This window comes from Arthrobacter sp. 2RAF6, assembly GCF_052115205.1.
In the GTDB taxonomy this organism is placed as follows: Bacteria; Actinomycetota; Actinomycetes; order Actinomycetales; family Micrococcaceae; genus Arthrobacter.
The window spans coordinates 1-25,315 of the sequence record NZ_JBFRGF010000058.1 but is presented as its reverse complement, the minus strand read 5'-3'; the positions used below and the strand labels follow the sequence as shown (position 1 = coordinate 25,315).

At 61.5% G+C, this 25,315-nt stretch carries 23 protein-coding genes; 17 read left to right on the top strand and 6 right to left on the bottom strand.

What is annotated here, in order from left to right:
• Positions 1-141 precede the first annotated feature (141 nt).
• The 7 genes from AB4Z38_RS24155 (at position 142) to AB4Z38_RS24125 (ending at position 7,206) form a co-directional block, all read left to right on the top strand.
• Positions 142-1,014 (top strand): ABC transporter permease, encoded by an 873-nt coding sequence (locus tag AB4Z38_RS24155; protein WP_441432064.1) that lies wholly within the window; start codon positions 142-144, stop codon positions 1,012-1,014.
• Between the two features lie 66 nt (positions 1,015-1,080).
• The gene (locus AB4Z38_RS24150; RefSeq protein ID WP_441432063.1) at positions 1,081-2,187 is read left to right on the top strand and encodes an ABC transporter substrate-binding protein; all 1,107 of its coding nucleotides are present in this window, start codon (positions 1,081-1,083) and stop codon (positions 2,185-2,187) included.
• Between the two features lie 178 nt (positions 2,188-2,365).
• The gene (locus AB4Z38_RS24145; protein WP_441432062.1) at positions 2,366-2,596 is read left to right on the top strand and encodes a hypothetical protein; all 231 of its coding nucleotides are present in this window, start codon (positions 2,366-2,368) and stop codon (positions 2,594-2,596) included.
• Between the two features lie 39 nt (positions 2,597-2,635).
• Positions 2,636-2,854, top strand: coding sequence for a hypothetical protein (locus AB4Z38_RS24140; RefSeq protein WP_441432061.1), 219 nt, complete (start codon positions 2,636-2,638; stop codon positions 2,852-2,854).
• 1,023 nt (positions 2,855-3,877) lie between these two features.
• A complete protein-coding gene (locus AB4Z38_RS24135; protein WP_441432060.1) occupies positions 3,878-5,665 on the top strand; it encodes a molybdopterin-dependent oxidoreductase in 1,788 nt (595 codons plus the stop codon).
• 968 nt (positions 5,666-6,633) lie between these two features.
• Positions 6,634-6,960, top strand: a complete 327-nt coding sequence (locus AB4Z38_RS24130; protein WP_441432059.1) for a hypothetical protein — start codon at positions 6,634-6,636, stop codon at positions 6,958-6,960.
• Positions 6,961-7,020: 60 nt separating this feature from the next.
• Entirely contained in the window at positions 7,021-7,206 is a 186-nt protein-coding gene (locus AB4Z38_RS24125) for a hypothetical protein (RefSeq protein ID WP_441432058.1), read from the top strand.
• Between the two features lie 107 nt (positions 7,207-7,313).
• Here AB4Z38_RS24125 and AB4Z38_RS24120 read toward each other — a convergent pair whose 3' ends face one another.
• The gene (locus AB4Z38_RS24120) at positions 7,314-7,985 is read right to left on the bottom strand and encodes a TetR/AcrR family transcriptional regulator (RefSeq protein ID WP_441432057.1); all 672 of its coding nucleotides are present in this window, start codon (positions 7,983-7,985) and stop codon (positions 7,314-7,316) included.
• 50 nt (positions 7,986-8,035) lie between these two features.
• On the opposite strand from AB4Z38_RS24120, the gene AB4Z38_RS24115 reads away from it, so the two are divergent.
• Together AB4Z38_RS24115 and AB4Z38_RS24110 are read left to right on the top strand one after the other, a co-directional pair.
• On the top strand, positions 8,036-8,557 hold the full coding sequence (locus AB4Z38_RS24115) for a hypothetical protein (RefSeq protein WP_441432056.1): 522 nt from the start codon (positions 8,036-8,038) through the stop codon (positions 8,555-8,557).
• A gap of 51 nt (positions 8,558-8,608) precedes the next feature.
• Positions 8,609-9,526, top strand: coding sequence for a CPBP family intramembrane glutamic endopeptidase (locus AB4Z38_RS24110; RefSeq protein WP_441432055.1), 918 nt, complete (start codon positions 8,609-8,611; stop codon positions 9,524-9,526).
• On the opposite strand, the gene AB4Z38_RS24105 is transcribed toward AB4Z38_RS24110, so the two are convergent.
• The gene (locus tag AB4Z38_RS24105; RefSeq protein WP_441432065.1) at positions 9,514-10,059 is read right to left on the bottom strand and encodes a DUF3841 domain-containing protein; all 546 of its coding nucleotides are present in this window, start codon (positions 10,057-10,059) and stop codon (positions 9,514-9,516) included. The genes AB4Z38_RS24110 and AB4Z38_RS24105 overlap by 13 nt on opposite strands.
• Before the next feature lie 477 nt (positions 10,060-10,536).
• Here AB4Z38_RS24105 and AB4Z38_RS24100 point away from each other — a divergent pair, with 477 nt between their 5' ends.
• Positions 10,537-10,740, top strand: coding sequence for a YegP family protein (locus AB4Z38_RS24100; protein ID WP_441432054.1), 204 nt, complete (start codon positions 10,537-10,539; stop codon positions 10,738-10,740).
• A 174-nt stretch (positions 10,741-10,914) separates the two neighbouring features.
• A complete protein-coding gene (locus tag AB4Z38_RS24095; RefSeq protein WP_441432053.1) occupies positions 10,915-11,235 on the top strand; it encodes a hypothetical protein in 321 nt (106 codons plus the stop codon).
• A 264-nt stretch (positions 11,236-11,499) separates the two neighbouring features.
• Here AB4Z38_RS24095 and AB4Z38_RS24090 read toward each other — a convergent pair whose 3' ends face one another.
• Both AB4Z38_RS24090 and AB4Z38_RS24085 read right to left on the bottom strand, forming a co-directional pair.
• Positions 11,500-12,228: an SDR family oxidoreductase gene (locus tag AB4Z38_RS24090; protein WP_441432052.1), complete on the bottom strand. Its 729-nt coding sequence runs from the start codon at positions 12,226-12,228 to the stop codon at positions 11,500-11,502.
• Between the two features lie 25 nt (positions 12,229-12,253).
• Positions 12,254-12,967, bottom strand: coding sequence for a nitroreductase (locus AB4Z38_RS24085; RefSeq protein ID WP_441432051.1), 714 nt, complete (start codon positions 12,965-12,967; stop codon positions 12,254-12,256).
• A gap of 97 nt (positions 12,968-13,064) precedes the next feature.
• On the opposite strand from AB4Z38_RS24085, the gene AB4Z38_RS24080 reads away from it, so the two are divergent.
• Positions 13,065-13,712, top strand: coding sequence for an FMN-dependent NADH-azoreductase (locus tag AB4Z38_RS24080; RefSeq protein WP_441432050.1), 648 nt, complete (start codon positions 13,065-13,067; stop codon positions 13,710-13,712).
• A 79-nt stretch (positions 13,713-13,791) separates the two neighbouring features.
• On the opposite strand, the gene AB4Z38_RS24075 is transcribed toward AB4Z38_RS24080, so the two are convergent.
• Entirely contained in the window at positions 13,792-14,277 is a 486-nt protein-coding gene (locus tag AB4Z38_RS24075; RefSeq protein WP_441432049.1) for a MarR family winged helix-turn-helix transcriptional regulator, read from the bottom strand.
• Positions 14,278-14,782: 505 nt separating this feature from the next.
• Positions 14,783-15,115, bottom strand: a complete 333-nt coding sequence (locus tag AB4Z38_RS24070) for a hypothetical protein (RefSeq protein WP_441432048.1) — start codon at positions 15,113-15,115, stop codon at positions 14,783-14,785.
• A 279-nt stretch (positions 15,116-15,394) separates the two neighbouring features.
• Between AB4Z38_RS24070 and AB4Z38_RS24065 the strand changes: the two genes are divergently transcribed.
• From AB4Z38_RS24065 to AB4Z38_RS24045, 5 genes are all read left to right on the top strand, one after another.
• Positions 15,395-16,084 (top strand): hypothetical protein, encoded by a 690-nt coding sequence (locus AB4Z38_RS24065; protein ID WP_441432047.1) that lies wholly within the window; start codon positions 15,395-15,397, stop codon positions 16,082-16,084.
• Between the two features lie 1,002 nt (positions 16,085-17,086).
• Positions 17,087-17,821 (top strand): hypothetical protein, encoded by a 735-nt coding sequence (locus tag AB4Z38_RS24060; RefSeq protein ID WP_441432046.1) that lies wholly within the window; start codon positions 17,087-17,089, stop codon positions 17,819-17,821.
• Positions 17,799-18,569: a hypothetical protein gene (locus AB4Z38_RS24055; protein WP_441432045.1), complete on the top strand. Its 771-nt coding sequence runs from the start codon at positions 17,799-17,801 to the stop codon at positions 18,567-18,569. The genes AB4Z38_RS24060 and AB4Z38_RS24055 overlap by 23 nt, the downstream gene beginning before the upstream one ends.
• Positions 18,570-19,372: 803 nt before the next feature.
• On the top strand, positions 19,373-23,563 hold the full coding sequence (locus AB4Z38_RS24050) for a hypothetical protein (protein ID WP_441432044.1): 4,191 nt from the start codon (positions 19,373-19,375) through the stop codon (positions 23,561-23,563).
• Between the two features lie 823 nt (positions 23,564-24,386).
• On the top strand, positions 24,387-25,088 hold the full coding sequence (locus tag AB4Z38_RS24045) for a hypothetical protein (protein ID WP_441432043.1): 702 nt from the start codon (positions 24,387-24,389) through the stop codon (positions 25,086-25,088).
• Positions 25,089-25,315 lie beyond the last annotated feature (227 nt).

The following is a 25,315-nucleotide window of genomic DNA, read 5'->3' as shown; positions in this document are numbered from 1 at the left end:
TGTCCAGAAGATCCGGCACGAGGAGCGGTTCCTGGAGCTGCAGGGCCAGATCTGGGAGTCCTTGAAGGACGAAGTCACCCGCGCCTACAAGCAATCGGCGGGTGCAGCAGCATGACAACCACAATCAATAGAGGTGCTCCCGTGCAAGAGCAAGATCAAGCACAAGCGCAAGCGCAACGGCAAGCGAGTGAGCTGAAGGCTTCCGCCCGGCGTTCCCTGAACCGCCGCACCACCTGGGTTTGGGCCGGCCGTGCCATCCTCGCCGTCGTCGTGATCGGTGGCTGGCAGTGGTTCACGACCGAGGGTTGGGTGGATAAGTTCTTCTTCGGCCAGCCGACCGAAATCTGGAACAGCCTCGTCAAGCTCTTCACGGAGGGCACGGCGTTCGGCACCATCTGGGAGAACCTCGGGGTCACCATGCAGGAAGCGTTCATGGGCTTCGCGCTCGGAACGCTCGTCGGCGTCGTGCTCGGGCTCCTTTTGGGCTCGAACAAGTACCTGTCGGAAGTCGTCGGCCCGTACATCCGGATCGTGAACTCCATCCCCAGAATCGTGCTCGGCTCGATCTTCATCGTGGCGTTCGGCCTCGGGGTCTTCCCGAAGGTGCTGCTCGCAGCGGTACTGGTCTTCTTCGTCGTCTTCTTCAACGCCTTCCAGGGCGTCCGTGAAGTGGATCAGAACCTGGTCGGAAATGTGCGCGTCCTGGGTGCATCGCCGCTTCAGGTGGCGATCCACGTGACGATTCCCTCGGCCATGACCTGGATAATCGCCAGCTTGCACACGGCGTTCGGTTTCGCGATCATCGGCGCACTTGTCGCTGAAGTGCTCGGCGCCCAGCAGGGAATCGGCCTCATCATCAGCCAGGCACAGGGGACCTTCGATCCCAACACGGTCTTCGCCTGCATGGTGATCATCGCAGTCATCACGCTCGGCGCCGAAGCCCTCATCACCCTGCTCGAACACAAGCTGCTCAAATGGCGGCCACCAAACCGTTCCGAAGCACAGGCGATCTGAAGCATTTCGGTCTTCACCCACCTGTCGACAACCGATCCAATGAATAACAAAGGAAAGCGTGCCCCAATGATGAAGCACAAGATGTATGCTGTCGCCGCAGCCGGCGCCGTCGCGCTCAGCCTCGCGGCCTGCGGCGGCAACTCCGGAAGCGGCAGCGCCGCCGCCAGCGGAGGCTCCACGGCGAGCCCGGCCGAGATGCCCACCGTGAAGATGATGGTCGGCGGCATCGACAAGCAGATCTACCTGCCGTACCAGCTCGCACAGCAGCTCGGCTTCTACCAGAAGTACGGCGTCAAGATGGAGCTTTCCACCGAGTCCCAGGGTGGCGTTGGCGCCGAAGACGCTATGGCATCCGGGCAGGTGGACATGGCCGGTGCGTGGTACGTCCACACCGTTGACTTCCAGTCCAAGGGCAAGAACGTCATCAACCTCGTGCAGCTCTCGAGCGCCCCGGGCGAACGCATCATGTGCAGCCCCAAGGCGAACGTGAAGACGGGCGCTGACCTCAAGGGCAAGACCGTCGGCGTTACCGACCTCGGCTCGGGAACCGATGAGCTCACCCAGTTCATCGCTGCGAAGGCCGGCCTCGCGAAGAGCGATTACCACACGATCGCCGTCGGCGCCGGAGCAACCGCAATCGCGGCGATCCAGCGCGGGTCCGCTGACTGCGTCATGACCACCCAGCCGACCGTTGGCGCCCTCGAGAACAAGAACCTCGCCGTTTCTGCGATCGACCTCGCTACCTCTGACGGAGCCAAGGCGGCGCTTGGCGGCACCCTGCCGTCGGCCGGCCTTCTCGCCCAGTCGGACTGGGTCAAGACCCACGAGGACGCAGCCCAGAAGGTCGTCAACGCCCTTGTGGACACGATGCACTGGATCAGCACCCACTCCGCCCAGGAGATCGCCGATAAGCTGCCCCAGTCCTACGTCCAGAACAGCACCATCTCCAAGGACCAGTACGTCGCCGCGCTGAACCAGGACAAGGGTCAGTTCCTCCCGGACGGCATCATGCCTGCAGGTGGCCCCAAGACGATCTTCGACGAGGAGAAGACCATCGGCGTTGACACCTCCAAGGTCAACATCGCCGACACGTTCACCCAGAAGTACGCCCAGGCCGCTCTCAAGCTCGAGGGCTACACCGCGACCACCACCCCTGCCGGCAACGACGGCTAATCCCCGCACAACTGGTATAGGCGGCTCGACGCCCCCGGGCAAATGACGCCTCGCGGCCGGCCTGCGTGGTCCTCCACGCAGGCCGGCGGCACCTCTCAACGCAGCCGCGCAATCAAACGCAGCCGCGCAAAACATAACCCGTTACCCGCACCATGTGCGGCCGGCAGAAAAGACGACCGTGACAATCGATGAATACGTGCGCGACTGGACAAGGATCCGGACCCGCGACGAGATCAAGCTCAGCAAGGACAACCAGGTAATTGCCCGCGGAATCGCCGACGGCGTCACCCAGGACGGGAACACCCTCTGGCTGATCCAACCCGCCGGAAAAGGACGGTCCATTTTCACCCACCACGACGACATCCTCGCCTTCCGCATCAAGGCCTCAACACCCTCCCGGCAGATCTGACCCGCGGCCCGCCAAGGCCGCCCGGACAAGGACACTCTCATGCACGAAACCGCGACGTTCCGCCTCGAGATCACCGTCAGCCAGACCCGCAGCAGAGACGACCAGCTCACCGAGGCCGTCAACGAACTGATACCCGCCGCCCTGGAACACCGGCACGGAATACTCGTCACCCAACACGACACCGCCAGATACACCCTCGAGATACACCCTTCCGTCCCCTGCGGAACCATCCTCGAAAAAAGCCGCTCGGAAACATAAAAACGAACCGAAATACATACCCGGCGCGGACAACAGGCCCGAGAATTCCCCACCTTCCTGACCATCCCGCCCTACGCCCGCTACCCCACGGAAGCTTTCGAAGAAGCCATCGAGGAAGACCTCGCAGCCGCGTAGAACAAACGTCAGCCAGGTCCCGGCAATCCATCGCAACAGGAAACCCGAAAGTCGGGTGCATGGGCCGGCTGCGGTTCGAGTAATGCGCCAGCCTCTGCAGCGGCGCATGACCGGGCCCTAGCTCCGCGTGCCATTCGACAGAGCGGTACGCGGAGTGTCGGTGCTGAGAGTTCCTTCAATCTGCTTGGATAACATATCCAGCGGCAGAATTTTGCCGTCGCAACGCAACATCGCAGTCACGTGTGGGGATGTGCCCGCAAATCTGGGACCCGGGGAGGCGACCCGAGTGCCATCTACCCATGCCCGGTTCAGCTGAGGTGTTGCGTGGCGCCCCAACGCTTGGGGGCGGATAGACGAATCGAGCAATCGTAGTCGTCCCCCAGCCGATGGAGTAGCCAGCGAAGATCCACAGGTATAGCTGGCCAACTGCCGGACCGCGGGTTGTAAACACGAGTATGAGTACGATTGCCCAGACCACGGCAAGCCCGGCACTGTAAATCCAATAATTCCTGAATCGGGACAACTTGCACTCCTTTGACCTTATTAACAGTATGCTCCGGTGCGTATTTCCCGGCGCCCTCGGACCACCCAACGCGCCGGGATCCTCGCGCCGGCTTCTGGCCGAACGCGGCTGTTCGAACAACAGCGCATCGCCCGCCTACCTCATATGAATTGGTTTCAGTAGCTTTTGGCCGTCGGGGCCCAGTTCCCCGGTTGGGTGAGACGTGCCGGTAGAAGGTCTGGCGGGTGATGCCCAGTTCGGTGCAGAGGTCGCTGACTTTGGTGTCGGGCCTGCCCATGGAGGCCATGGCGAGCCGCAGTTTGGCCGGGGACATTTTGTAGGGGCGCCCGTGCGGGTGAGGGGCTGTTCCTCTGTTAGCCTGCACCATGAGTCCTAATCTTCCAGCATCTTCGGATTTTCCGGCCCCTGCCTCCTCGGCGGTGACCCCCGGGTTGGTGCACAGTTTCCGGGACCAACTGGTCGAGGGCACTGACATCATCGATCCGGCCACGTTCGCGGGCACCATCCCGCAGGACCGCGGTATAGCTCCACGGGTGCGGGTGGGGAGCAAATGGTTCAACCTGCTGTGGCTGCTCCCGATCGGATTCGTGCTCCTGATCGTGGCGGTGGCGTTGGCGAAGGGGCTGCGCGAGGTCCCGGGGGTTCAGTCGTTCATGCGCCAGTACCCGGGCATGTCAGAACTCCCCGCCGACGCGCCGTCGGGGTTTCCGGCGTGGCTGGGTTGGCAGCATTTCCTGAACCTGTTCTTCATGATTTTCATCGTTCGTTCCGGGGCACAGATCCTCACCGACCACCCCCGTTTGTACTGGACCCGTCACAGCACTCCGGGCCGGGACTGGTTCCGGGTGCAAAAGCCCGTTCCCGCTGACCCGTTGTGGACGGCGAAGAAGGACTCCATCAGCCTCCCAGGCCAGGTCGGTCTGCCCGGACTTCGGCACTCGATCGGGCTCGCCCGCTGGTGGCACCTGGGAATCGACACCCTTTGGCTGACGAACGGGATTATCTTCTACATTCTCCTGTTCGCCACAGGGCAATGGATGCGCCTGGTGCCCGCGCACTGGGACGTGTTTCCCAATGCGCTGTCGGTGGCGATCCAGTACCTGTCGCTGGACTGGCCTGCGGAGAGCGGATGGTCTAACTACAACAGCCTGCAACTGCTCACCTACTTCATTACCGTCTTCATCGCCGCGCCTCTGGCCCTGATCACGGGGCTCGGCATGTCCCCGGCACTCTCCACCCGGTTCCGGCGGATCAGCACGGTGTTCAGCATCCAGGCCGCCCGATCGATCCACTTTCTAGTGCTGGTTTGGTTCCTGCTGTTCATCGTCATCCACGTCACGTTCGTCTTCACCACCGGGGCGTTGAACAACCTCAACCACATCTTCGCCGGCCGCAACGACGCTTCCTGGGCCGGCTTTTGGATCTTCGTCCTGTCCATGGCTGTGGTCATCGTCGGCTGGGTTGCCGCCACGCCCCTGACCATCCGCCATCCGCGGGTGATCCAGCGTGTGGGGTCTGCGTTGATCGGACCGGCGGAGCGCTTGTTCGAACATATCGACGCCAAACCGGGGCAATACACCGAGGACGACATTTCCCCCTACCTCTGGCACAACGGCCAGTACCCGGACTCCGAAGAGTACAAGGCACTTTTCGACGGGAACTTCGCCGGCTACCGGCTGAAAATCGACGGCCTCGTGGAGAACCCGGTCGAGCTGGACCTGCTGCAGCTGCGTGCGATGCCCTACCACGAGCAGATCACCCAACACTTCTGCATCCAGGGATGGTCCGGGGTAGCGAAATGGGGTGGAGTCTCGATGCAGGCCATCCTCGATCTCGTCCAGCCTAAACCCGGGGCGGAATGGGTGGTGTTCTATTCCCTCGGCGACGGGCCCGAGAAAGGTATTTACTACGACGCGCACCCCCTCGAACAGATGAGTCATGAACTGACCATGCTCGCCTACGACATGAACGGAGAGCCCCTCTCGTTCGGACACGGCGCCCCGCTGCGGCTCCGCAACGAAAACCAACTCGGTTTCAAAATGGTCAAGTGGATCAAAGGAATAGAATTCGTCGACACTTTCGACCACCTCGGCGGCGGCTTTGGAGGGTACAACGAAGACCACGAATTCTTCGGCTACCGCCAGTCGATATGACCGGCCCGGCTGATGACATGTGCTGTTCGTATTCATTCAACCCAGCAGACAGCGGTCGTGGACGCCGATCCGAAGCCCGCCGACACAACACCGGTGACGCCTAGCGGATCGACTCCCGCTCCGCGCAACATCCTGCCCCCATCGACAAGGACCAGGGTTAGGCCTGGGCTAGGCCAAAAACGGCTCGTCCATGCAGGGGCGCTTTAGCGCGGGCCACTGCGGCCGAAGTCGTCAAGGCCGCCCACGACACCCTCCTCATCGACCCGACCCACTGCAGGGCACGCCCAGACTGTGGCGCGGACACCGTTTTGGTGGAAGTAACACCGGGTCCGGTAGAGCCATGCCCCGGTGTTCAAAGGCGGACCCTCCCGCGCGGAGTTAGCGGTGGCACGCTTGAAAGTCAGGTGCCTGCCGGCTCCAGCCGGTTTCGCTCCGGATAGACTCCAACGCTTGTTTCACTATCAGCCAGCCGAGCTCGAATTGGGCCGGGTGGTCTATCCTCAAGCCGTAGGTTCCGAGGTCCATCAGGTGGTATGCATCCTGCCGGTGAGTCGTAATTTTCAACCAACAGTCACACTTGTCGGATACATGTGGGCGCCGAAGCTCGACGGTTCAAAGCCCACGGATCTGCAGCTTGACGCGGTCGTTGCCGCCCGTGTCGGGCCAAAGCAGTTGTGAGGACGGCGGTCCAGTTTCCAGGCGACCAGCGCGGCGCCGTGCCGCAGCGCTTTAAGGAAGGCGGCCAGCTGAGGCGGGTCATTCTTCAGCCCAGGGGTTATCCGGCCCGGTCTGCTGCCTGTTCAGTCTTGGGTTCCGCGTTGGCGGCGAGGCCCCGGCGACGTCGCCATGCCAGTGCCGCCGCCGCGGCGGCTATGGCCGCGGCGAGAAAGCCGGCGGACGGCTGCCTCAGCCGATTTCCGGGCCAGTTTGGCGGCCTTCGTCTTCCCGGTAAGAGTCAGGACGACGGCGTGAGCCACATCGGAACCGTTGGCTTCCCCGAGCCGTGGCGGTTCGGTGTGGGGCTTCCGGCGGCCCAGGCGGCAGATGTCAGGGCGGCAGAGCAGACATCGAAGGATGCCGCCGCGAAGAAGAAGGAAGACTCGGATGCGTTCTGGGCTAAGGTCCAGGCCGACAACAGACAGCTTCGCGAACAGCAGGCCAAAGATACGGCCGCCCGCAACGCTGCGCAGGCCGCCGACCATGCTGCAGGGCTGGCTGGAACCTCCGAGTCAATCCGGACCCAGATGGAAGCCCAAGGCTGGACCCGGTGCTCCGGGCCCTACTACTACCAATAAGCGCCCAAGTCCGAGTACACCCGCAGGTACCTGAAATGCACCGACGTCCACGTCACGACCATGGCAATGGCGGGATGCCCGGGAAGGCTGTACGTAGCGGCCAGCATCGAACGCGGCTCCTCATCGTTGGGCCTGGCAAACAGCATCACCGCGCCCCTGACTCAGGGCAAGGACGTCATCGTGAAACTCGATGACACGACCGGTCAAGGTGACGGCATGCGGATGGCTGACATCCACTGCATGTAGCCGGTTTCCGTCTGCTGTTGCCGCAAAGGTCCCCAGGAGTTCACGGCTTGAAAGGCTCCCGAACATCTCTGCGCCGCAGGTAGAAGTGCCAGTTTCGTACGAGATTACTAGCCAGTCTTGATTGCCAGGCCGGCGGTCAGGGCGGCCAGTCCGAGCTCGAACTGCTCCTCACCGGCGACCTCTGGCAGCTCGTCGAGGACGCCGGCGACAAACGGAACCTCGGCTGGAGGCAGGTTGGCAACTTCCCGCCGCCAACTCCCCGCGTACGTCGCTTGTGGCTGGCGGCGTGTGCGCGGTATCTCCCAGGCCACGAAACCTGTGGCATAGGTGAGGACGGCGTAGACCGCGTGGACGCCTTGCGCCGGCGGCATCCCGGCCCTCGCCAGGGGTCCGAGGAGAGCCTCGAGGCCGTGCAGGATGCCGGGTCCGATCACCGCCCGGGAGAGGAAGATCATCGGCAGGCTCGGGTGCTCGATCAGGTTCAGGCGTAGGGCCCGGCCCCAGACGACCAGGATCGCCGTCGCGTCGGCGGGGAGTGGGCGGGGGAGCCGGAGGTCGCGCAGGCCGCGTTGGGCGATGGCATCGAGCAGGTCTTCCTTGCTGTTCACGTAGCCGTAGAGGGTCATCACCCCGCATTTGAGGCGGTGTGCCAGCATCGGCATGGTGAGGGCGTCGAGGCCTTCGCCGTCGGCCAGTGCCAGTGCGGCGTCGACCACTTGCTCCCGGGTCAGGGAGCCCCTGGGGCGGCGTTTTCGCGGGGTCTTGACAGGGTCCTGCATGGATGTATCGTACTGCTTACGGTAAGTAATACGCTCCTGGAGGTGTCAGGATGCTTCCGGACCAGTTGGTCGGCCTTGTGGTCAATATCGCGATCTACCTCGCGCTCATTGCATTCGTCCTCTATCGGCAGATGAGCGCGCGACCTCTCAGGGCTGGCAGACTCATGCTGCTGCCGGCGGTCCTTGGCCTCTTCGGGGTCCAGCAGCTGGCCCGCGAGCCTCAAGGTATGGATGTGGGCGGTGTAGCTCTCCTTGTTGTCGGTCTCGTCATCGGATTGGCCGCCGGTCTCTGGAGGGGGACAACGTTCCGGGTCTGGCCCGATGCTGGCCAGGTGATGGTCAAGGGCACAGCGATCACGCTGGTGACCTGGGCGGTACTCATCGTGATCCGGTTGCCATTCGCGTTCCTTGGTCAGGCTGCAAACCATCCTCAGGGCTTCGTGATAGGGGAGCTGTTCCTGGCCCTGGCAGTAACGTTCGCCGCGCAGAACGCCGCGATCTGGGCCCGGGCAAAAAGGCTCCACGTCGACGACACCGTGGTCCGCAGGTCCGGTCAGGAGCGTAGGCGATGAACTCAAGGGCGCGACCCGCTGAGCCCAACACGCAACCCCAAGGGAGGGGACATGGAGGCATCGCCATCAGCGCCACGTGCGCTTGACGTTCCGGGCGCGAAGCTGACTCCCGGCCGGAAGACGATCTTCGCCGTCGCCTGTATCGTGGCGGGGTTCCTGCCGGTGTCGGCCGGATACGTGCCTGGTGATGCCGCCCGGCTCGCCTGCGGTCTGGTCGTCACGATCGCTTTGCTTGCCCTCTCGCTGCTGGCGAGACGCAGCGCCGCCGTGCGCGGGTACTGGGAGATACCCTTGGCTTTCTTCGGGATGTCCCTGTTTATCCTTGCTGACCGCTATGTGCCGGGATTCCTTGCCAGCCAGGTCCTGCATAGCCCACCTGTCCCAGGCAACCCACTGGCTTCGACGGTTCCGGGCACGGTCATCATCGAGCTCGATGAGCTGCTGCTCACCGTCGTCGCCGTCCTGGTGGTGGTCTGGATCTCGAGGAGTTCGCCAGCCTCGATCTATGTCCGCAAAGGGCGATTCGGACGAGCATACGTGATCGGAATCATCGGGTTGGTCGGATTCTATGTACTCACTTTCGGAGCCCTGTCGCACTCCCGGTTCATGCCTGTGCACGGCGCCTTCGATTTCGGCCGTTACCTCAGCCTGACGCCCGCACTGCTGGCCGCGGTGGCGGCCAACGGGTTCCTGGAAGAGCTGATGTTCCGCGGGCTACTGATGTCCAGGCTCAACCTCGCCTTCGGGCCCTATCTGGCGACCTTCATCCAGGCGGCCATCTTCGCGTCCTGGCACGTCGGCGTCACCTACACGGCCTCCGCCCTCCTCTTCATCGTGTTGCTCGCCTTCCCACTCGGCCTGATCGGCGGCTACCTCACGCGCAACTCGGGCAGCATCATTCCCTCCTCCCTTTTCCACGCAGGCGTCGACATGCCGATCTACCTGGGTTTCCTGTCTTACGTCTCATAGCGCCTCCCGAGGGTCTCCCGCTGATCCGGATCGATTCCCCAAGCGAACTGAATGCCAGTCCGGTGCCGGATGTCAGTGGATGAGCCGGCGCTGGATAGTCCCGGCCAGGTGCAGACCGGCTCGTGGTTGACCCCGGCGGCGGATTCCCGGTCAAAGAAGTCATCGAGCACGATGTTGAGCCGGTCGCTGTAGGCGTCATCGCTTTCACACGGGTGGGCGAGGATGTTGGGTGATCCGTTGAGTGCCCGGTGCCAGTCGTCGAACTCGGACAGGAGCACGCGTTCCCGGGGGATCCGGCAGGTCAGCAGCACCTTCCCCCGGGACCGGCGGCAGTGGGACAGTAGGTCCCGGCGCCCGATTTTCGCCCAGAGCCACAAGGCGCCGTCTCTCCTGGTTGGCAGGCGGGACTGCATCTGCCGGTACATCCAGGCGTAGGCGTCCGGGAAGACGGTCCAGGACCGTGCGGGGTCGGCGACGATGCGTCCGGTGGGGAGGAACTGACCGACGGCGTCCTCGGTCTGAGGGGTGTGCAGCAGCAGGACCCGCGCTTCGATGTCGCGGGGGAAACATCATGGGCTGATCATGCATGCTCCCTCCGACAAGGAAGGGGACGGCCGGACCATCGCATGGATAATTTACTCGCAGACCCGAATATCGGACGCGGCCAATAGTGCCGGGCTTGACGGGATCGGTTGGGTGTCGAATCGGCACAACAGCGCCTGCATGTGGGTATGGCGGTGCTTGGCGCCCATAACCACCGGCCTGTTCGCCCTCCCCCGGCTGATCGTGGTGGTCCCCATGATTGTCCGCCTCGGCGCGAGTACAGGCGGCTCGGCAACCGGCAGCGAACCGCGCCCTGCCGCTGGCTGCCGTTCTTGACCGTGCAGGAATAACAGGCATTCTTTTCTGTCAACAATTCATGATTGTTGACATAGTTGTCATATAATTGTTGTTTCGGCGATGCGCTCGCCGGCACGAACGTCAACGCACCAATCGCGAAGGGGACGCCGATGCCTGGCCAATTCGAACTTGTAGACGCTGAACCGCGAGGGGTCCGGATAAACCTCGTCAATTCCGCCGGGGAAACCCTGGCAAAGTCGGAGGCGTACGAAGACAGGGCGACGGCAGCCGCCGCGGTCAGGGACATCCGGGAACAGGCGGCCACGGCGCATGTTGTGGATTGCACAACTAAATCCCATTCTCGACAGTCGTGACGATGGCAGCCCGGCCGTTTGTTGATTGACAGTCACTAACAGCTCCGAGAGTTGTCCCGGGGTTCAGCGCACTACCCCGGCATGGAAGAGTTCCTACCATTCTTTTTGGGGTCGGGCGTAGTCTGGACGGAATTCAGTGTCGGCAAGCCGAACAGGAAGGCGGTATCAGCAAGCGTGAACATCAAGGATGAGTGGGACCGGCTCGATTCCGAGACCCGGACATGGCTCCTGGAAAATCCGGCATGTCTGCTCCTGCCCCCGGCAATGTCGGCGAAATTCTGCAAAGACCGGCGCGGGGACATTGAGCTTGACCCGAATGGACAGGTTGTACTTTCCAGGGGTGACCATGATTTTATCCGGGAGAAAGCGGAAGGCGCCGGAACAATCCGCGCCCCCATGGGGGAATACCGATTCTTCGACACGGCACCTTTAACTGTTGTCAGAAAAGGGCGCCCTGGAATGAGCGCCGCACCTTCACCGGACGCGGCTCAGTAAGACCAGCGCGCTCCGCCCTTGTCATGGAATCAGCGGAATCGCCAAGGACGCCCGGTCCGGGCGTCTCGGATTCTCGCGTGCCCCGCCGCATAACTGCCCGGTGAAGATGCCTCAAACCCTGCCGGATGAGCAGGGTCATTCGGCAGGGTCGATACCCGCTCGGACGACCCGACCCGGTTGCTCTCGCACTTCGGAGCGTGAAATTTCGAGAAAGGCCGATCGGGAAGGCCTACCGGGCCGGCCTGGCCCGCAGCGAGCGAGCGGTCAGGAAAGCCAGTCGGCGTAGCGGGTGGGGGCGAGGTGGGCGTCCTTGTCGGTAAGGGCGTCTCCCTTGACGACGGCGAACATGCCGGCGGTCGGGTCGGTTACGACGGTGCGTTTGTCGCCCTTGCGGGACAGGGTGATTCGGCCCAGTTCGTCCAGGGAGAAGACCTCGGGACCGGCGATGTTGCGAATGCCGTTCAGCGGGTTGCCTGCGGCGACCTCCGCCACCGCGGTGGCTACGTCCTTGGACGCGATCGGCTGGATCGGCGTGGCGGGCAACCGGACGGTGTCGCCGTCGGCGGTCCAGGCCAGGACCGCGTCCATGAATTCCATGAACTGCGTCGCCCGGACGATTGAGTAGGGGATGGGCCCGGCCGCGAGGATCTTCTCTTGGAGCACCTTGGCACGGTAGTAGTCCAGTTCCGGCACCTGGTCCGCGCCAACGATCGAGAGAATGACGAAGTGGCCGACGCCGCCCTTCTTGGCCGAAGCCAGTAGCTGGTCCATCGAGGTCTGGAAGAAGGGCGGGGAGGCTTCGTCGAAGGTCGGGGAATTCGTCAGGTTGACGACGACGTCGGCGCCGGCCACGGCCTCGTCCACTCCTACGCCACTGATGACGTTGACTCCCGTTGACTGCGAATGCGGCACGGCGTCGTGCCCGGCGGCGTTCAGATTCTTGACGACCTGCGACCCGATCAGCCCGGTACCGCCGATGACTGCGATTTTCATGACATTCCTTTCGTTGGGGTGTGTGTTAGAGACCATCGACGAACGTGACCGTCTCCTCGAGCGACGCCCGGCCTGTCCGGGCGTAGTCCATCGTGTCGTCCTCGTACCCGATCGACAAGCCGCAGAAGAGGATGAGCTTGTCCGGGGGTGAGAGGACCTCTGCGACGGTCTTGTGAAACTTCGCCCAAGCCATCTGCGGGCAGCTGTGCAGCCCTTCGGCGCGGAGCAGCAGCATGACGGTCTGCAGGTACATGCCGACATCGGCCCATTGGGGCGAGCACATGTCGGGGTCGATGTAGCAGAACAGGGCGGCGGGGGCGCCGAAACAGTCCCAGTTCGAGGAAGCGGCCCGCTGGCGCGCCTCCAGGTCATCGCGCGCGATGCCGAGTGCACCGTAGCGTTGCTCGCCGAAGGCGGAACGGCGCTCGTGGTAGGGGGACTTCAGCGCGGACGGGTACTGCTTGTACTCTGGCTCGTCCCACGGGTCGCCTGCGGCCAGACGCTCGGTGGCGCGTCTCTTGCACTCAGCCAGCGGCGCGCCGCTCAGCACGTAGGCGTGCCACGGCTGAATGTTCGATCCCGACGGCGCCCAAGCCGCGGCGGACAGAACGCGCCCCAGCACCTCACCCGGGACTTGCCGGTCGGTGAATCCGCGCACCGCCCTTCGGCTGGTAACCGCTTCATATACGTCCATGATCAACCACTTTCCAATCTGCCCGAGTGTTATCGTTTCATACAAGATAGTATCATTCAATACTATATTGCTCTGGACTACCGCTGAGCACGAGCCCTTAGCCCTTGGCTCCCGCCGCGGGCATCACCTTAGGAGAAAGCGCATGACCACACTGCTGCATATCGACACGTCCGTGTTCCCCGGCGAGGCGTCCTCGTCCCGTTCGGTGACCGCCGCCTTCCGGAAGACCTGGGAGGAGCAGCACCCGGAGGGCACGGTGATCTACCGCGACCTCGCGTCCGACCCCGTCCCGCACATCACTGCCGACGCCTGGTCCGCCGGCTATGCCGCCCCGCCCGGGCGCACGCCGGGGCAGTCCACGGCGTTCACCGCGCGTGTGAGGCTCATCGAGGAGCTGGAGCAGGCGGACGCCGTCCTGATCGGTGCCCCGATGTACAACTTCTCGATCCCTTCGACCCTCAAAGCATGGCTGGATAACGTGCTCCTGCTCGGCCGCACCGCGGGCGAGTCCCGTTCCGCGCAGGGCACCCCCGCGGTCGTCGTCGCCAGCCGTGGCGGCTCCTACGGGCCGGGCACCCCGCGCGAGGGCTACGAGTTCGTGCAGAACTACCTGGAAGCCGTCCTCAAGGGCACCCTCGGCCTGGACCTGGACTTCATCGTCCCGGAACTCACCATGGCCCCCCGCAACCCGGCCATGTCAGAACTAGTCCCCCTTTACGAGGCCTCCCGCAAGCGCGCCTTCGAGGACGCGACCACCAAGGCCAAGGAAATCGCGGCGCGAGTGGCGTAGCCCTGGCCCATGGACGCCGTGAGACGCCCTCGTTCGAGGGCGTCTCACGGCCCCTCGTGGCTGTGCATGTGCGCCGCGCTTACGGTTCACTATCAGCCGTGTAGGCAATACGGGTCAGCAGATCCATCAGCCGCTCGGGCTCGTCGGACTCCAGTTCCGCGACGAGACGCTCGGCAAGCGGTTCCGCCGCCACATGGGCTGCGTCGAAAAGTTCGAGTCCCCGAGGTGTGATCTCCACCGCCCGCGCCCGCCGGTCCCCCGGAACGGTCTTGCGCACGGCCAGCCCACTTCGCTCCAGGTCGTCCACGACCCGCATGATTCCCGCCTTGTCCGAGCCGGTAGCGGTCGTCAGATCCCGCTGCATGGTGGGACCGCGGTTAACTAGCTCGATCAGCACGGCGAAATGCCGCAACTCGATGCCAAGCGGCCGGAGCGCCTCCGCCATCACGGCGGCCGCGCGCCAGTGCGCCCTGCGCAGCAGTAGTCCCAGGGCGAAGGGAGAAGCGTCCCCAGGGCGGCCGGTGGCACGGGAGGTGGTGGGTTGGCGAGGAACGTCGGTGGCCATAAGAACAACCTTACTAAGCAATGTGCTCGTTCGATACGGTATCGGTAGAAACTGTCGAGGGCAGCCTCGACAACAGACCCCTGTTCATAAGAACCAACCGACGTGGTGTCTCTAGCTCGATGAGGAACTGCCAAGCACCGCATTTTCACCTGTTATGCGGCCAGAAGTGTCTCACCGAGTCTGTCTCACGGGGGAAGTCCCACCACAAGGCCTCGAGGCAAAATGACACACCCTCGATCTGGCATGAGCGGCATGGGGTTGCTTCTGGGATACGCCCGGTAGGTGTCCACCGATCAGCACAGCCGGATGCAGTTTGACGCGCTCAGCGAAGCAGGCATGAGGGAAGAGCACATCTATGTCGAGCAGTTTTCCGGGACGAAATCGGCCCGGGGGCGACCGGCCGCGAGCAAACTGCCCGGATACAACGCCTCGGGTTGTCCCCAGCGCCGCCACCGGTTCGGCGACCGGATGCAGCCCGTCCGGGGCGATCGCTTGGTCGGACAGCTCAGATTGGCCGGTGGTTCTTGAGAAGGTGGATGCTGACGACTTCACTGGTGTCGCGCGCTGTGACCGTGAGCCCGTCACCGACAATGTCCAGGAAGAGGACGGCCCTTTCGCCTACCTTCAGCCTCCCGATGCCCAGCAGGGGAATCTCCTGGGTGTCCATCCTGAGAACCGACACCCCTGTCGTTCGGTAAGCGGCTTCTGGGTCTTGGTCCGCTGGCAGACGCGTGAGGCTTGGGGAGTTGCCGAGGGCGATCCGGTAGAGGGAGCCTGTCGATGTGCGGAAGGCAAACGTTCCGGTGTCTGTGTTCGTCAATTCCTTGATCCGCACCATGGCCTGATTCTACGTTGGAAGGTCACGCGGCGGTCCCGGGCGTGATCGCACACGGAGGCTGACCAAACCAGCAGCGGCCGGAGGATTCGTGGATCGCCCGCCAGGTGACTGGTGGGCGGGTCCTTCTGCCTGGCCCATTTCGGGATCCGGTCGTAAATGGCTGAGGGCCCCGCAGCTCCTGGCTGTAGGACCCTCAGTAATCCATAACAGGGAACCTGCCCCTGTCTTCCTCTACAGTTTACTACCGTGGCTAAGTCTGAACCAAAAAGCATCGAGTCGGTGCTGCTGCGCCGGTTGAGCAACGCCCGGTTGGCACCGTATCTTGAGGCTGCCGGGAGCCTGCAGGATGCCGTTCATTTGTACCGGTGGAACATCCGGCTCTCCGGCGCTGCTTATGAGGCCCTGCACATTTTTGAGGTTGTGCTTCGTAATGCCCTTGATGAAAAGCTGTGTCTTTGGAACGCCACCCAGACCAACCCAAGAACCGGAAAGCCCCACTCCTCGGACTGGCTTCTGGATCCGTCGGTATTGATAGAGCGGATCGTGGGCAGGGATATTCCCGATGCCAGGTCACGCGCGGGGAGATCAACGCGCCTGCGACCGAAATACCGGCGGGAGCCGCTGCACGAGGATCTACTTGCAGCCATGTCGCTTGGCACGTGGCGGTTCATGCTGCCAGGCCGTAAGGATGCCGGGAAGCAGCTACTGTGGGATCAGGCTCTAAGTTCGGCATTCCCGAACCTGAAACGACCGGTCCATGACTTGGAGCGGGCGGTGGAGGGCGTGTATCGCCTGCGGAACCGTGTCGCGCATCTTGAACCCCTCATCAACAGCCGAATCGAAGCCCAGCTCGCCAACATGCGAACGGTCATCGGCGCGATTGACCAGGACATGCTGTCGTGGTTCGCCTCGGTCGAGAAGATCGGCCGGACCCTGAAAGAGCGCCCGACGGTCAACCGCGGCCCCTGACATCCTTGTACGTCATTTGAAGGTAGTGCTGCTTGCAAGGGCTTGGCCAGTGACGGCCAAGGCGGTATCTGCAACGACCTATGGCCAAGCCAAATATCCCAAGGCGGGGGAGTAGCGTCGCAACGGTCTCTAAGCGAAAAACGGGGTGTGCACAATGTGCACACTCTTGCCGTCGGACTGGGCCGTACCGGTGCCGGACTGGGCCGTACTCGGCATGTTTTCGGGAGTTCCCAGTGATTTCAAGGGTTGGAAGCCGGTTCGAGTCCCACCTCGGGCACAGTGTTTTCGCAGGTCAGGGGGCTTTTGGCCCTCTGACTGTGCACAAATCAGCTTTTTATGGGCCCTTCGGGGCCGTTTTTGTTGGTGGCCATTGGTGTGGCCGGGTACCTCTTTCCTGTGTCGGGCGGCAGGTCTGTGTTCTTGCTTCTTCATGGCGGGGCCAGGGCAGGGCTACATGACTTATAAGGTTTTGGTTGTCCAGACGCGGTTCCCGGCCGGCCGAACCAGCGTCTGCAGGGCGTTCTAAACGTCGCCGGCCTGATACCTGATCCGTCCGCTTCTTGCGTAGTGGCTGGCCGGCGCCGCTCGATTCGGGCTTCCGGCGCAGTCCAGGCAATTCATGGCGGGCGCACTGCCAGAATTTCAAGCAGCCTTCAGAACCGCGCTCACGGGTCTTGAGGCCCCGAATCAACTGAAGCCGGGGCAGCTCCGTCTGCCGGTTATGCTGTTCATCATGCAAGCCAAGTTCCCTGTCTGTCGAAGCCAGGTGCGTCCAAACGGTGTATTTAGTCGATGACTAAATACACCGTTTGCGACATTTCGCAGTGGCCAATAACTGCCCCGGAATACGGAGGCGATGACGGAAAAGCCTGGGTCGGTCGCCCGGGGGTCGCGGATCCGTCTGAGCGCTCCCAATGGTGGCTATTCAAACCAGCCAAGTATGGAACTGTGACGCTTCCAGGGGGTGTTCCAGGCGGACTGTACAGGCGACGAGACGACCAGGTGGAGAAAATTGTCTCCGAGCTCGCAGCCCTCATCGGACTACCAGCCGCAGATATAGAGGTCGCGGTTCGTGACGGCGAAGACGGTATCATCTCCAGGAACGTTGCGCCCAAGGGTTGGGATCTTCAGCCTGGCAACACCTATTTATCCGAGTTCGACGGCTACTTGAGCTGTGATGTCGATCAACGACCCGGCAATAGGGTGGGACACAACGTCGACAACATCTCGCAGCTGCTGGACGGCAAGTTTGGGCCGCCGGATACGGCAGTGGCAGATCTGCCAGCGTTCGATGTCTTTGTTGGGTACCTTATTTTCGATTCATGGGTAGCTAACACGGATCGCCACGCCTTGAATTGGGGCATTCTGGACCGTAAGGGCATGTATCGCCTTGCCAAGTCTTATGACCATGGCAGTTCACTTGCCTCGGGAGCGAGCGAGACACGGCTCCAAATAATTTTGGATGAGGGCGTGGAGGAGTGGAGTCAGAAGGCGACAGCCCACCGCTTCGAGGATGGCAAGAAGAAGACGCTTTTGGACGTAGCATGGGAGGGGCTGCAGCTGTCGTCTGGTCAAGCGCGGGAGTTCCTGGACCGCATCTGTTCGATGGAACGCGCCTCATGGATTGAGGTCTTGGAGGGTATACCGTCAATGTCAGAGGTCGCACATAGGTTTACAGACGAACTTCTCGCAGCAAACAGAAAGAGGTTGTGTGATGGCAACAAGCGTCTTGAATAGACCAGCACCGCAATCGTCCGATATCACGGCACATCGCCTTCTGGTGACCCGTCGGTTCCCTGAAGGCCAGTTGTACAGACCTATCGGTTTTCTAACCTCCGACGCGGGAAAATACACGTTCGCGTATCTACGCAGGTCTGTTGAAGCTGACTGGTTCGCACCGCTCCCTGGTCTCAGCGATTCTAGACGTCTTTATACGTCTGACCAGCTCTTTCCGATATTTGCTGAGCGCGTGATTTCTGCCCGCCGCCCGGATCGAACGGAAGCCCTAAAAGCTCTGGGTCTTTCAGAAGATGCTGCCCCGTTCGAGGTACTCAATCGTAGCGGCGGCCAGCGAGTCGGTGACACGATCGAATTGGTTCCAATGCCGTGGGTCGCTACAGACGGGTCGTTTTCGCAACTCTTCCTCGTTCACGGCGTTCGACACCGCAGCGCCGAGACTCAAATGCGTATAGCTCAGCTTAAACCGCGCGATCCCCTTGTGCTGTGCCCGGACAGTGCCAACGCGGTTAATGTTTTGGCGATCCAAGTTGCCGATCGGGACGGTCTCACATTGGGATTTGTCCCTGATCCTTTAGCTGAGTTCATGCACGATGTTCTGGCGGACCCTCGGGGCTACAAACTGTCGGTGGAACAGGCCAACGGAGTTGAAGCGGGTTTTCATTTCCGATTGCTTGTTCGACTCGATGGGTTTGTCGGCCCGGGCAGGCAGCCTTACACCGGTGCCGAATGGCAAACCGTCGCCTGATACCTGACTCTGCTTTAGGTCCAGTCCTTGGGCGATGCATTCGAGTTTCGGCAAGTCGGGATTGACTCTAGACTCTTCCGAGCCCAGGAGGCTGGTGTTCCTTGGAACTTACTTTGTGACGTCTGCCTGCCATGACGACACGAAAGGTTCGTATCTGCGCGCCACGTCGATGACGGTTACTGGGAAGGACTGTGCATGGGGGTCTAGTGGCTGTGGGCTTCTGCTCATGACTTTGTCAACAAGAAGAGCTGAAGCCGGCCACCACACGTGGGAAAGGCAGATGTAGTCGTCCCGTAGATGAAAGCGATGAGCATCGTAAGATGCGTCTTCTGTGTATGTATCGCATCGTTGCTGAGCGTGAGCGGAGTCAGGTCGAGCCCGTACCTCCGGCACTTCATGTCGTCAATAACGCCGGTGCTCCCAGGTCTAACTAGCCTCGTTACATACGATTGGGGTGGCCCTCGGTATACGTCGGGCCTACGGGTAGGAGGTCATTACATGGGGGAGTCGTTGCTCACTATTACCGTAAGCGCCTGTGCGCGCCCCGCCGGGCGGCTTCTAGGGCGATTCCTCAGGTTCGAGGCGGGATCGTGACCGAGCTTCCGGGGGGAGCTGCCGATAAGGCAGGCAACCAGTATGAGCATTGGTGGACGGCGCGGGTAGTAGCCGAGCTCCTTACGGGTAATGCGAGCCGGCTGCGGCTGGAGCCTCCCGGGGTTGGCGGCCAGGGCATCGAATTTGAAGTCGATCGTGCGGGCGTGACATGGGGCGAGCAGGTCAAGCTCCGCGCAGGAAACTGGACGATGAATAAGCTCAAGGGTGAGGGTGTCCTGGGAGGCGCGCTCGCGCAGGTCAAGTCAGGCCGTCAGTTCAAGCTCATCGTCTCGACCGGAGCAATGCCCTTCGACACTTTGGCGCAGCGCAGCCGTGACTGTGATGATTTAGCTGAGTTCGAGGGGTCCCTAAGCCGAGCTGACGACGCCGAGTTCTTGAAGCTCGCCAAGATTTGGGGGGTCGCGTCAGATCAGGCATATGTCGCTCTGCAGTCCATCTACGTGGAACCGCACCCGTTCGAGAACCTACGCCAGCTTGTGGCCGCAGAGTTCCGGTTGCTGTTATCAGACGCCCCGGAGGTCGTTCTCGGCGAAGTCCGAAACTTCTGTGATGATCACATGCACGAGCAGCTCATGGGCCCCCAAATCTGGACGCACCTCGAATCGAAAGGGCTCCGCCGCCGCCATTTGGCGGGGGATGCCTCATCAATCAACAATCTGCGGAAGACGGTTGAGCGCCATGCCCGCCACGTCAACACCAACCGACCGAGCATCGGTCTCGTGCAATCGAGGTTCCTCGATCAACTCCGCGGGGGCCTCACCGACGAAAACGGAAAGCAGCTAGTCGTACTCGACGGAAGCGCGGGTTACGGCAAATCAACGATCGCGACAGCCATCGCGGCCGAGCTGCAAGCAGCTGGTTGGTGGGTTGCTTCCGCCAACATGAGCGTGGTCAAGCCATCAGCAGCGACATCCACTAAACTTGGCGACCAGCTCGGCCTAGGGGACAACTCTCCAGGTGTCGTCTTAGCAGGCGTCGCCGACGGAAGCCCAGGGCTCCTATTAATTGACCAGCTCGACGCAGTGGGAACGTACAGCGGACGAATCACAGAAGTTTATGACGCCATCGCGGAAGTACTGGACGAAGTTGCGTCGACGCCCAATATCAAAGTCCTGCTCGTCGTGCGGACGGTTGATCTCGAATCCGATCCGCGCTTCACGCGATTCCGCGACACCACGACGGCTGACCGCATCCATGTAGACAAACTAAATGCCGATGACGTGAAGCGAAAGCTGACGGAGTCCGGCATCCCGCTCCCCGCATCGGATGTGACGACGGAGCTACTCCGCACTCCGCTGCATCTCAGTATTTTCCTACGGTTGTCAGAAGCTGCCCGACAAGAGGTATACCCAAGCCTGCAACGGTTGTACGATCGCTACACCGACGAGGTTCGCCAGTCGATCGAAGCGACCGTCGGTCACCTGCAATGGGCGGCAATCATGAGCACTCTCGTTGAACATATGAACTCGAATGAGCAGCTGTCGGCGCCTGCCGCCATTCTTGATTCCTTCCCCCGCGACGAAGTTCACGCTCTCGAATCCGCTGATGTTCTGTCCATAGACGACCAGAACATCCTGTCTTTCTTCCACGAGTCTTACTTCGACTATCTATTCGCGCGAATGTTTGTCGCGGCCGACAAGAGCCTCCTCGATTTCGTTATTGAATCTGGGCAGCATCTGTTTCGACGAGCGCAGGTAAGGCAGGTACTGGAGCACCTGGCCGCGACTGACCGGAGAAAATTCCGTGACGCCGTTCAGCAATTGCTCGCGTCCGCCGAGGTCCGCTCTCACCTCAAGGAGGTCGTCGTTGACGTCCTCGGGCAGGTCGGAGGCACTGCAGACGACTGGCTGGCTGTAGACGAGATTGCGTGGAGCAGCAGCAAGATTGTGTGGAGGCTTCTCGGCATTTTGGGTCAGCCATCATGGTTCGCCGCTGCAGACGCTCTGGGGAAATGGTCTGAATGGCTCGCCGATCCAGCGAAGACTGACAGAGCCTTCAATCATCTCCGCTTTATCGCCCGCGATCACCCCCGACGTGTCGTTGAACTTGTCCGTCCCTACGTGGGTGCGAACGATGACTGGCGGCTGCGGCTCAAATCCATGATCGAGTGGTCGTTGAAGCCCGAATCGACTGGTTTTGCAATCGAACTGTTGGAGCGAGGCGATCTCGACGACGCACGCGGCCCAATCGCCATGAATAGCGATTTCTGGTCCATCGTCTTCGGACTCGCGCAAGATGACCCCTCAGCTGCGGTCCGACTCATGGGCGCATACCTCAATCGAGGCCTCGCCCGCGCACAGGCAGAGGGATCGAACGATCCCTTCGACACCGGCCAAATACCGAATCACTCGGTGAGCGATGAGATCATCTCGCAAATCGCCGCAAAGGCTCCTAAAGAATATCTGGCCAACGTCTTGAACTTCGTGGAAGTCGTGGCGCAAGCGAACCAGCAGAAAGTCCAAGGTCGTCTGCCCGTCGGGCGTCGTTGGGCGTTCCGGAGTGGCCGCACTGCATACACCGTCCACGACAAGGTCTTTGACGGAATCGGCAAGGCTCTCACTGAGCTGGCAGATACAGCGCCAAGTCTTTGCGACGAGTACATCGAAGGGTTGAGCGGATTCGAGAGCGAGGAGCTGCACTTCCTCGCATGCATCGCATTGACGAAGCGGGGATCCGCGGACGCCGCGATCGCCTGGCTTGTCGACGATGCTCGAAACCTCAAACTCGGTTCTATGGATAACTCCAATTGGGCCAGCCGTTCACTGATCGAACGCTGGTCTGGCGAGTGCAACGACAAACTGTTCCACCGCCTAGAGACGCTCATCCTCGAGCACGGGCCTGACTTTGAAAAGCCGCGATACATCGGGCCTGCTCGACTGCGCCTGCTCTCGGCCCTCGAACCCTCCCGGCTTTCAGACGCTGGCCGCCGGGTCCTTATGGAACTACAGCGCAGATTCCCTATGATCCTGCAGGCGGTCGCTCCCAGCGGTGCAACCGGGGGTTCTGTCGGCTCGCCAATCCCAGACGCTGCCGCTCAGAGAATGTCGAACAGGGAGTGGATGGGCGCGCTGCGGAAATACGTCTCAGACAAAATCGACTGGCGCGGCGACCAACCGGTCGGCGGCGCACACCAGCTTGCCCAGGCGCTGGGACACCAAAGTGAGCAAGAACCTGAGCGATTCGCCAAGCTGGCCCTCGGGTTTGACACCGATGTGAGCCCCTTCGCCATGGACGCGGTGATACGGGCCGTTGCGTCCAAGATCGAAGGCGACCTCCTGGCTGATCTCTGCGAGCACGCACACCGGACGTACACTTCAGACGTTGGCCAGGCGATATGCGCGGCTGTTCAACAGGAAAAACCGGTGTCCGAGCGTATGGCGAAGCTCCTCGCCAAGTACGTCGACGACCCTGACCCTGACCGCGAATGGGCAAGGACTGAGGCGAACTCTGGCGACAACTACTTCGGTGGCGACATAGATATGGCTGGCCTGAACAGCACAAGGGGCCAGGTCGCCCACACTACGGCAGCGGTGCTTTTCGAGTCAGCCGATCACCTCGGAGTGCTCAGGTCTGTGGTAGGAGAGCTCGCCGTTGATTCCAACCTGGGTGTCCGCGCCCAGGCGGCCGAGGCGGTGCTCGCGTTGATGAATCACGATCCAGAACAGGCCTATGACCTGGGCGAAGCGCTGCTGGACGCGGACGTCGAGCTCTACGACACCCGAGGTGTTGAGCGACTCATGTCGTACCTGCTGGTTCGAGAGCCAGACCGCTTCGGGCCGTTCCTCGCGCGAGGCTTGGGAGGACCTGAACCTGTCGCGTTGAGGGCCGGCCATCTTTGGGCATTGCTGTCGTACCGCGACTCGTTGCCCGCCGCTGTACCCCAGGAGCCTGATGGGCTGTCAGTTGAGGCTCGTCGAGGTGCTGCCGAGTCGTTCGCCTCCAATCCAGCGGAGTCGGCCGACCTTTTGGTCGCACTTTTTGACGACCCCGATGACGAGGTGCGAGAGCAAGCGTCGAGCAGCATGAGGTATCTGTCGACTCAGAGTTCGGCGACGATAGCTAGGCTTGTTCAGGGCTTCCTGCCAAGCGAGGCGTTTGAAGAGCACTTCGACGAATTGATCAGGGAGCTTGTAGCGCTTGAGTCGATTGATCCTGAACTTGCCCTCCGAACCTGCGAGCGCGCCCTTGAGATTGCGGGCGCGGAAGTTGGCGACATCCGCACTGCTCGTAGCGTGCTTGGGCAACCCATCGTCGTGAGCATCTTGCGCGTGTACCGTCAGGGTGATGCAGGACGGCGAGAGCGATGTCTCGATGTTATTGATCGTCTGTCAGAGATCGACGCCTACGGATTGGCCGAAGCATTGAACGGCGAGCGGTAACTCGAGTTCATCTATCTTGAGCGTAGATGGTCGGGTAAGGACGTGTTGGCGTGGGAGCTGATCGAAGGAACCTACGACATGCCGTCATTCTCGGCACGAATCGATTCGGGCAAGAGACCCATCATTGCGTCGTGATAGATCTGAGTGGGAACGAGCCGCACCTTCACGCCTGGTACAAAGGATTACTCGGTCGGGTTCGTATCGCAGGCGGCGATGTGCCCGGTCGCCGAAATGGAGGAGAGTATCTGTATCGGGTCACGCCGACGGGCGAGTTCGCCCTCTTTCGGGGCACTACGCCCTCAAGCTGACCCGCGCCGCCAGCGAGGACCCCCTGCCGTGGCACACCGCGAACACTTCCAGTGCCGCGGCAGCTCAACTTTCGAAGTCCCCAGGCATCCGGAGCCGGCGCCCACAGCAGCACTGCTTGTACAGCCTGTTGCCCAGGGTGTGGCGGCTCGAGATGACTGGCTTTTGGCCGCACCCAGCAGAAGGTGGAAAAGGGGCCGACGCCTTTCCGGCCAGGCATGCTGGGGAGTTCGGCAGCTCCGATTGAGCTGAAGACCCTGCTTCGGCCGGGATAAGCGGTCGCACTTTAGTGGGGCGACACGATCCCAGAGCCGATCTTCTTGTCCGTGATTGCCCGTAGGTTCTCAGACTCATCGGCAGAATTGACTGCATGGATCCCGAACTCAATGTGATCAATAGAATTGTGCCCCCCGCACGAAAACCCATGCCTCGCGGAAAAGGCTCGTCGTACTCAGCGCGCAGGCTGCTCGGACGCTCAAGAGTGTCCACTAAACCCAAGAGTCCAGGAACACCAGGAATGGCCGTCACCCTGGGAGCCGTCGGCACTATCTACTATGCGTTAAGGATCATCGGCTTCGTCGATGGAGACATAGACTCGGCCTTGGCTTTGATACCACACCTCGATCTGTTGCCGACACTGACAGCAATGGTAGTTTCGGTCGTCCCGTTCCTGGCGATCCCGTTTGCCCTGCTGTTGGTGATGGTGCTTCGACGCATGGTTGCTGACGAGGTGACGAAGTGGGTCATCCCTCTGGTCGGTGTCATCCTTGTTGTGGCGGCACTTGCTTTGTCAAACGTCGCGATCGCTGCCCTTGCCACGCTGCTATGGGGAGTTAGAGGTCTTTACAAAGGAATCCATCGGCACCGGCTAGTGCCCAGTTGGATGGCACGCTTTCTGGAGGCCTTCATACCAACGGGCGGAATGGTCATGACATGGACAGGAGTCATTCTTCTCTTCACAATGGCCATCGGACTGCCCTGGCAAGCGTCCGAATCGGTTACATTCCACGGCGAGCCAGCGAAGACGTTCTTCGTAATTTCGGAGGACGTCAACCATCTGACCGTTGTCGATGACGCCGCGCGAAATGTGACCGTTCGAAATGCAACTGCGATTGACAGTCGCGAATCGTGCATGGTTGAAGAATCTCGCGTTCCCTTGTCAAAGTCGGTCTACCAATTGTTGATCGGTGGGCAACCCCGGCGAGCATGTCCAAATTGAAATGGCCTGTTTTCCCAAGCGATCCGAAGGCGCACGAGAAGGACTGCCGCTGTAGTAGCACCGTGAGGTTGACTGGTGGTACTTATGATCGAGTGGTACTTATGATCGAGTGGTACTTATGATCGAGTGGTACTTATGATCGAGTGGTACTTATGATCGAGTGGTACTTATGATCGAGTGGTACTTATGATCGAGTGGTACTTATGATCGAGTGGTACTTATGATCG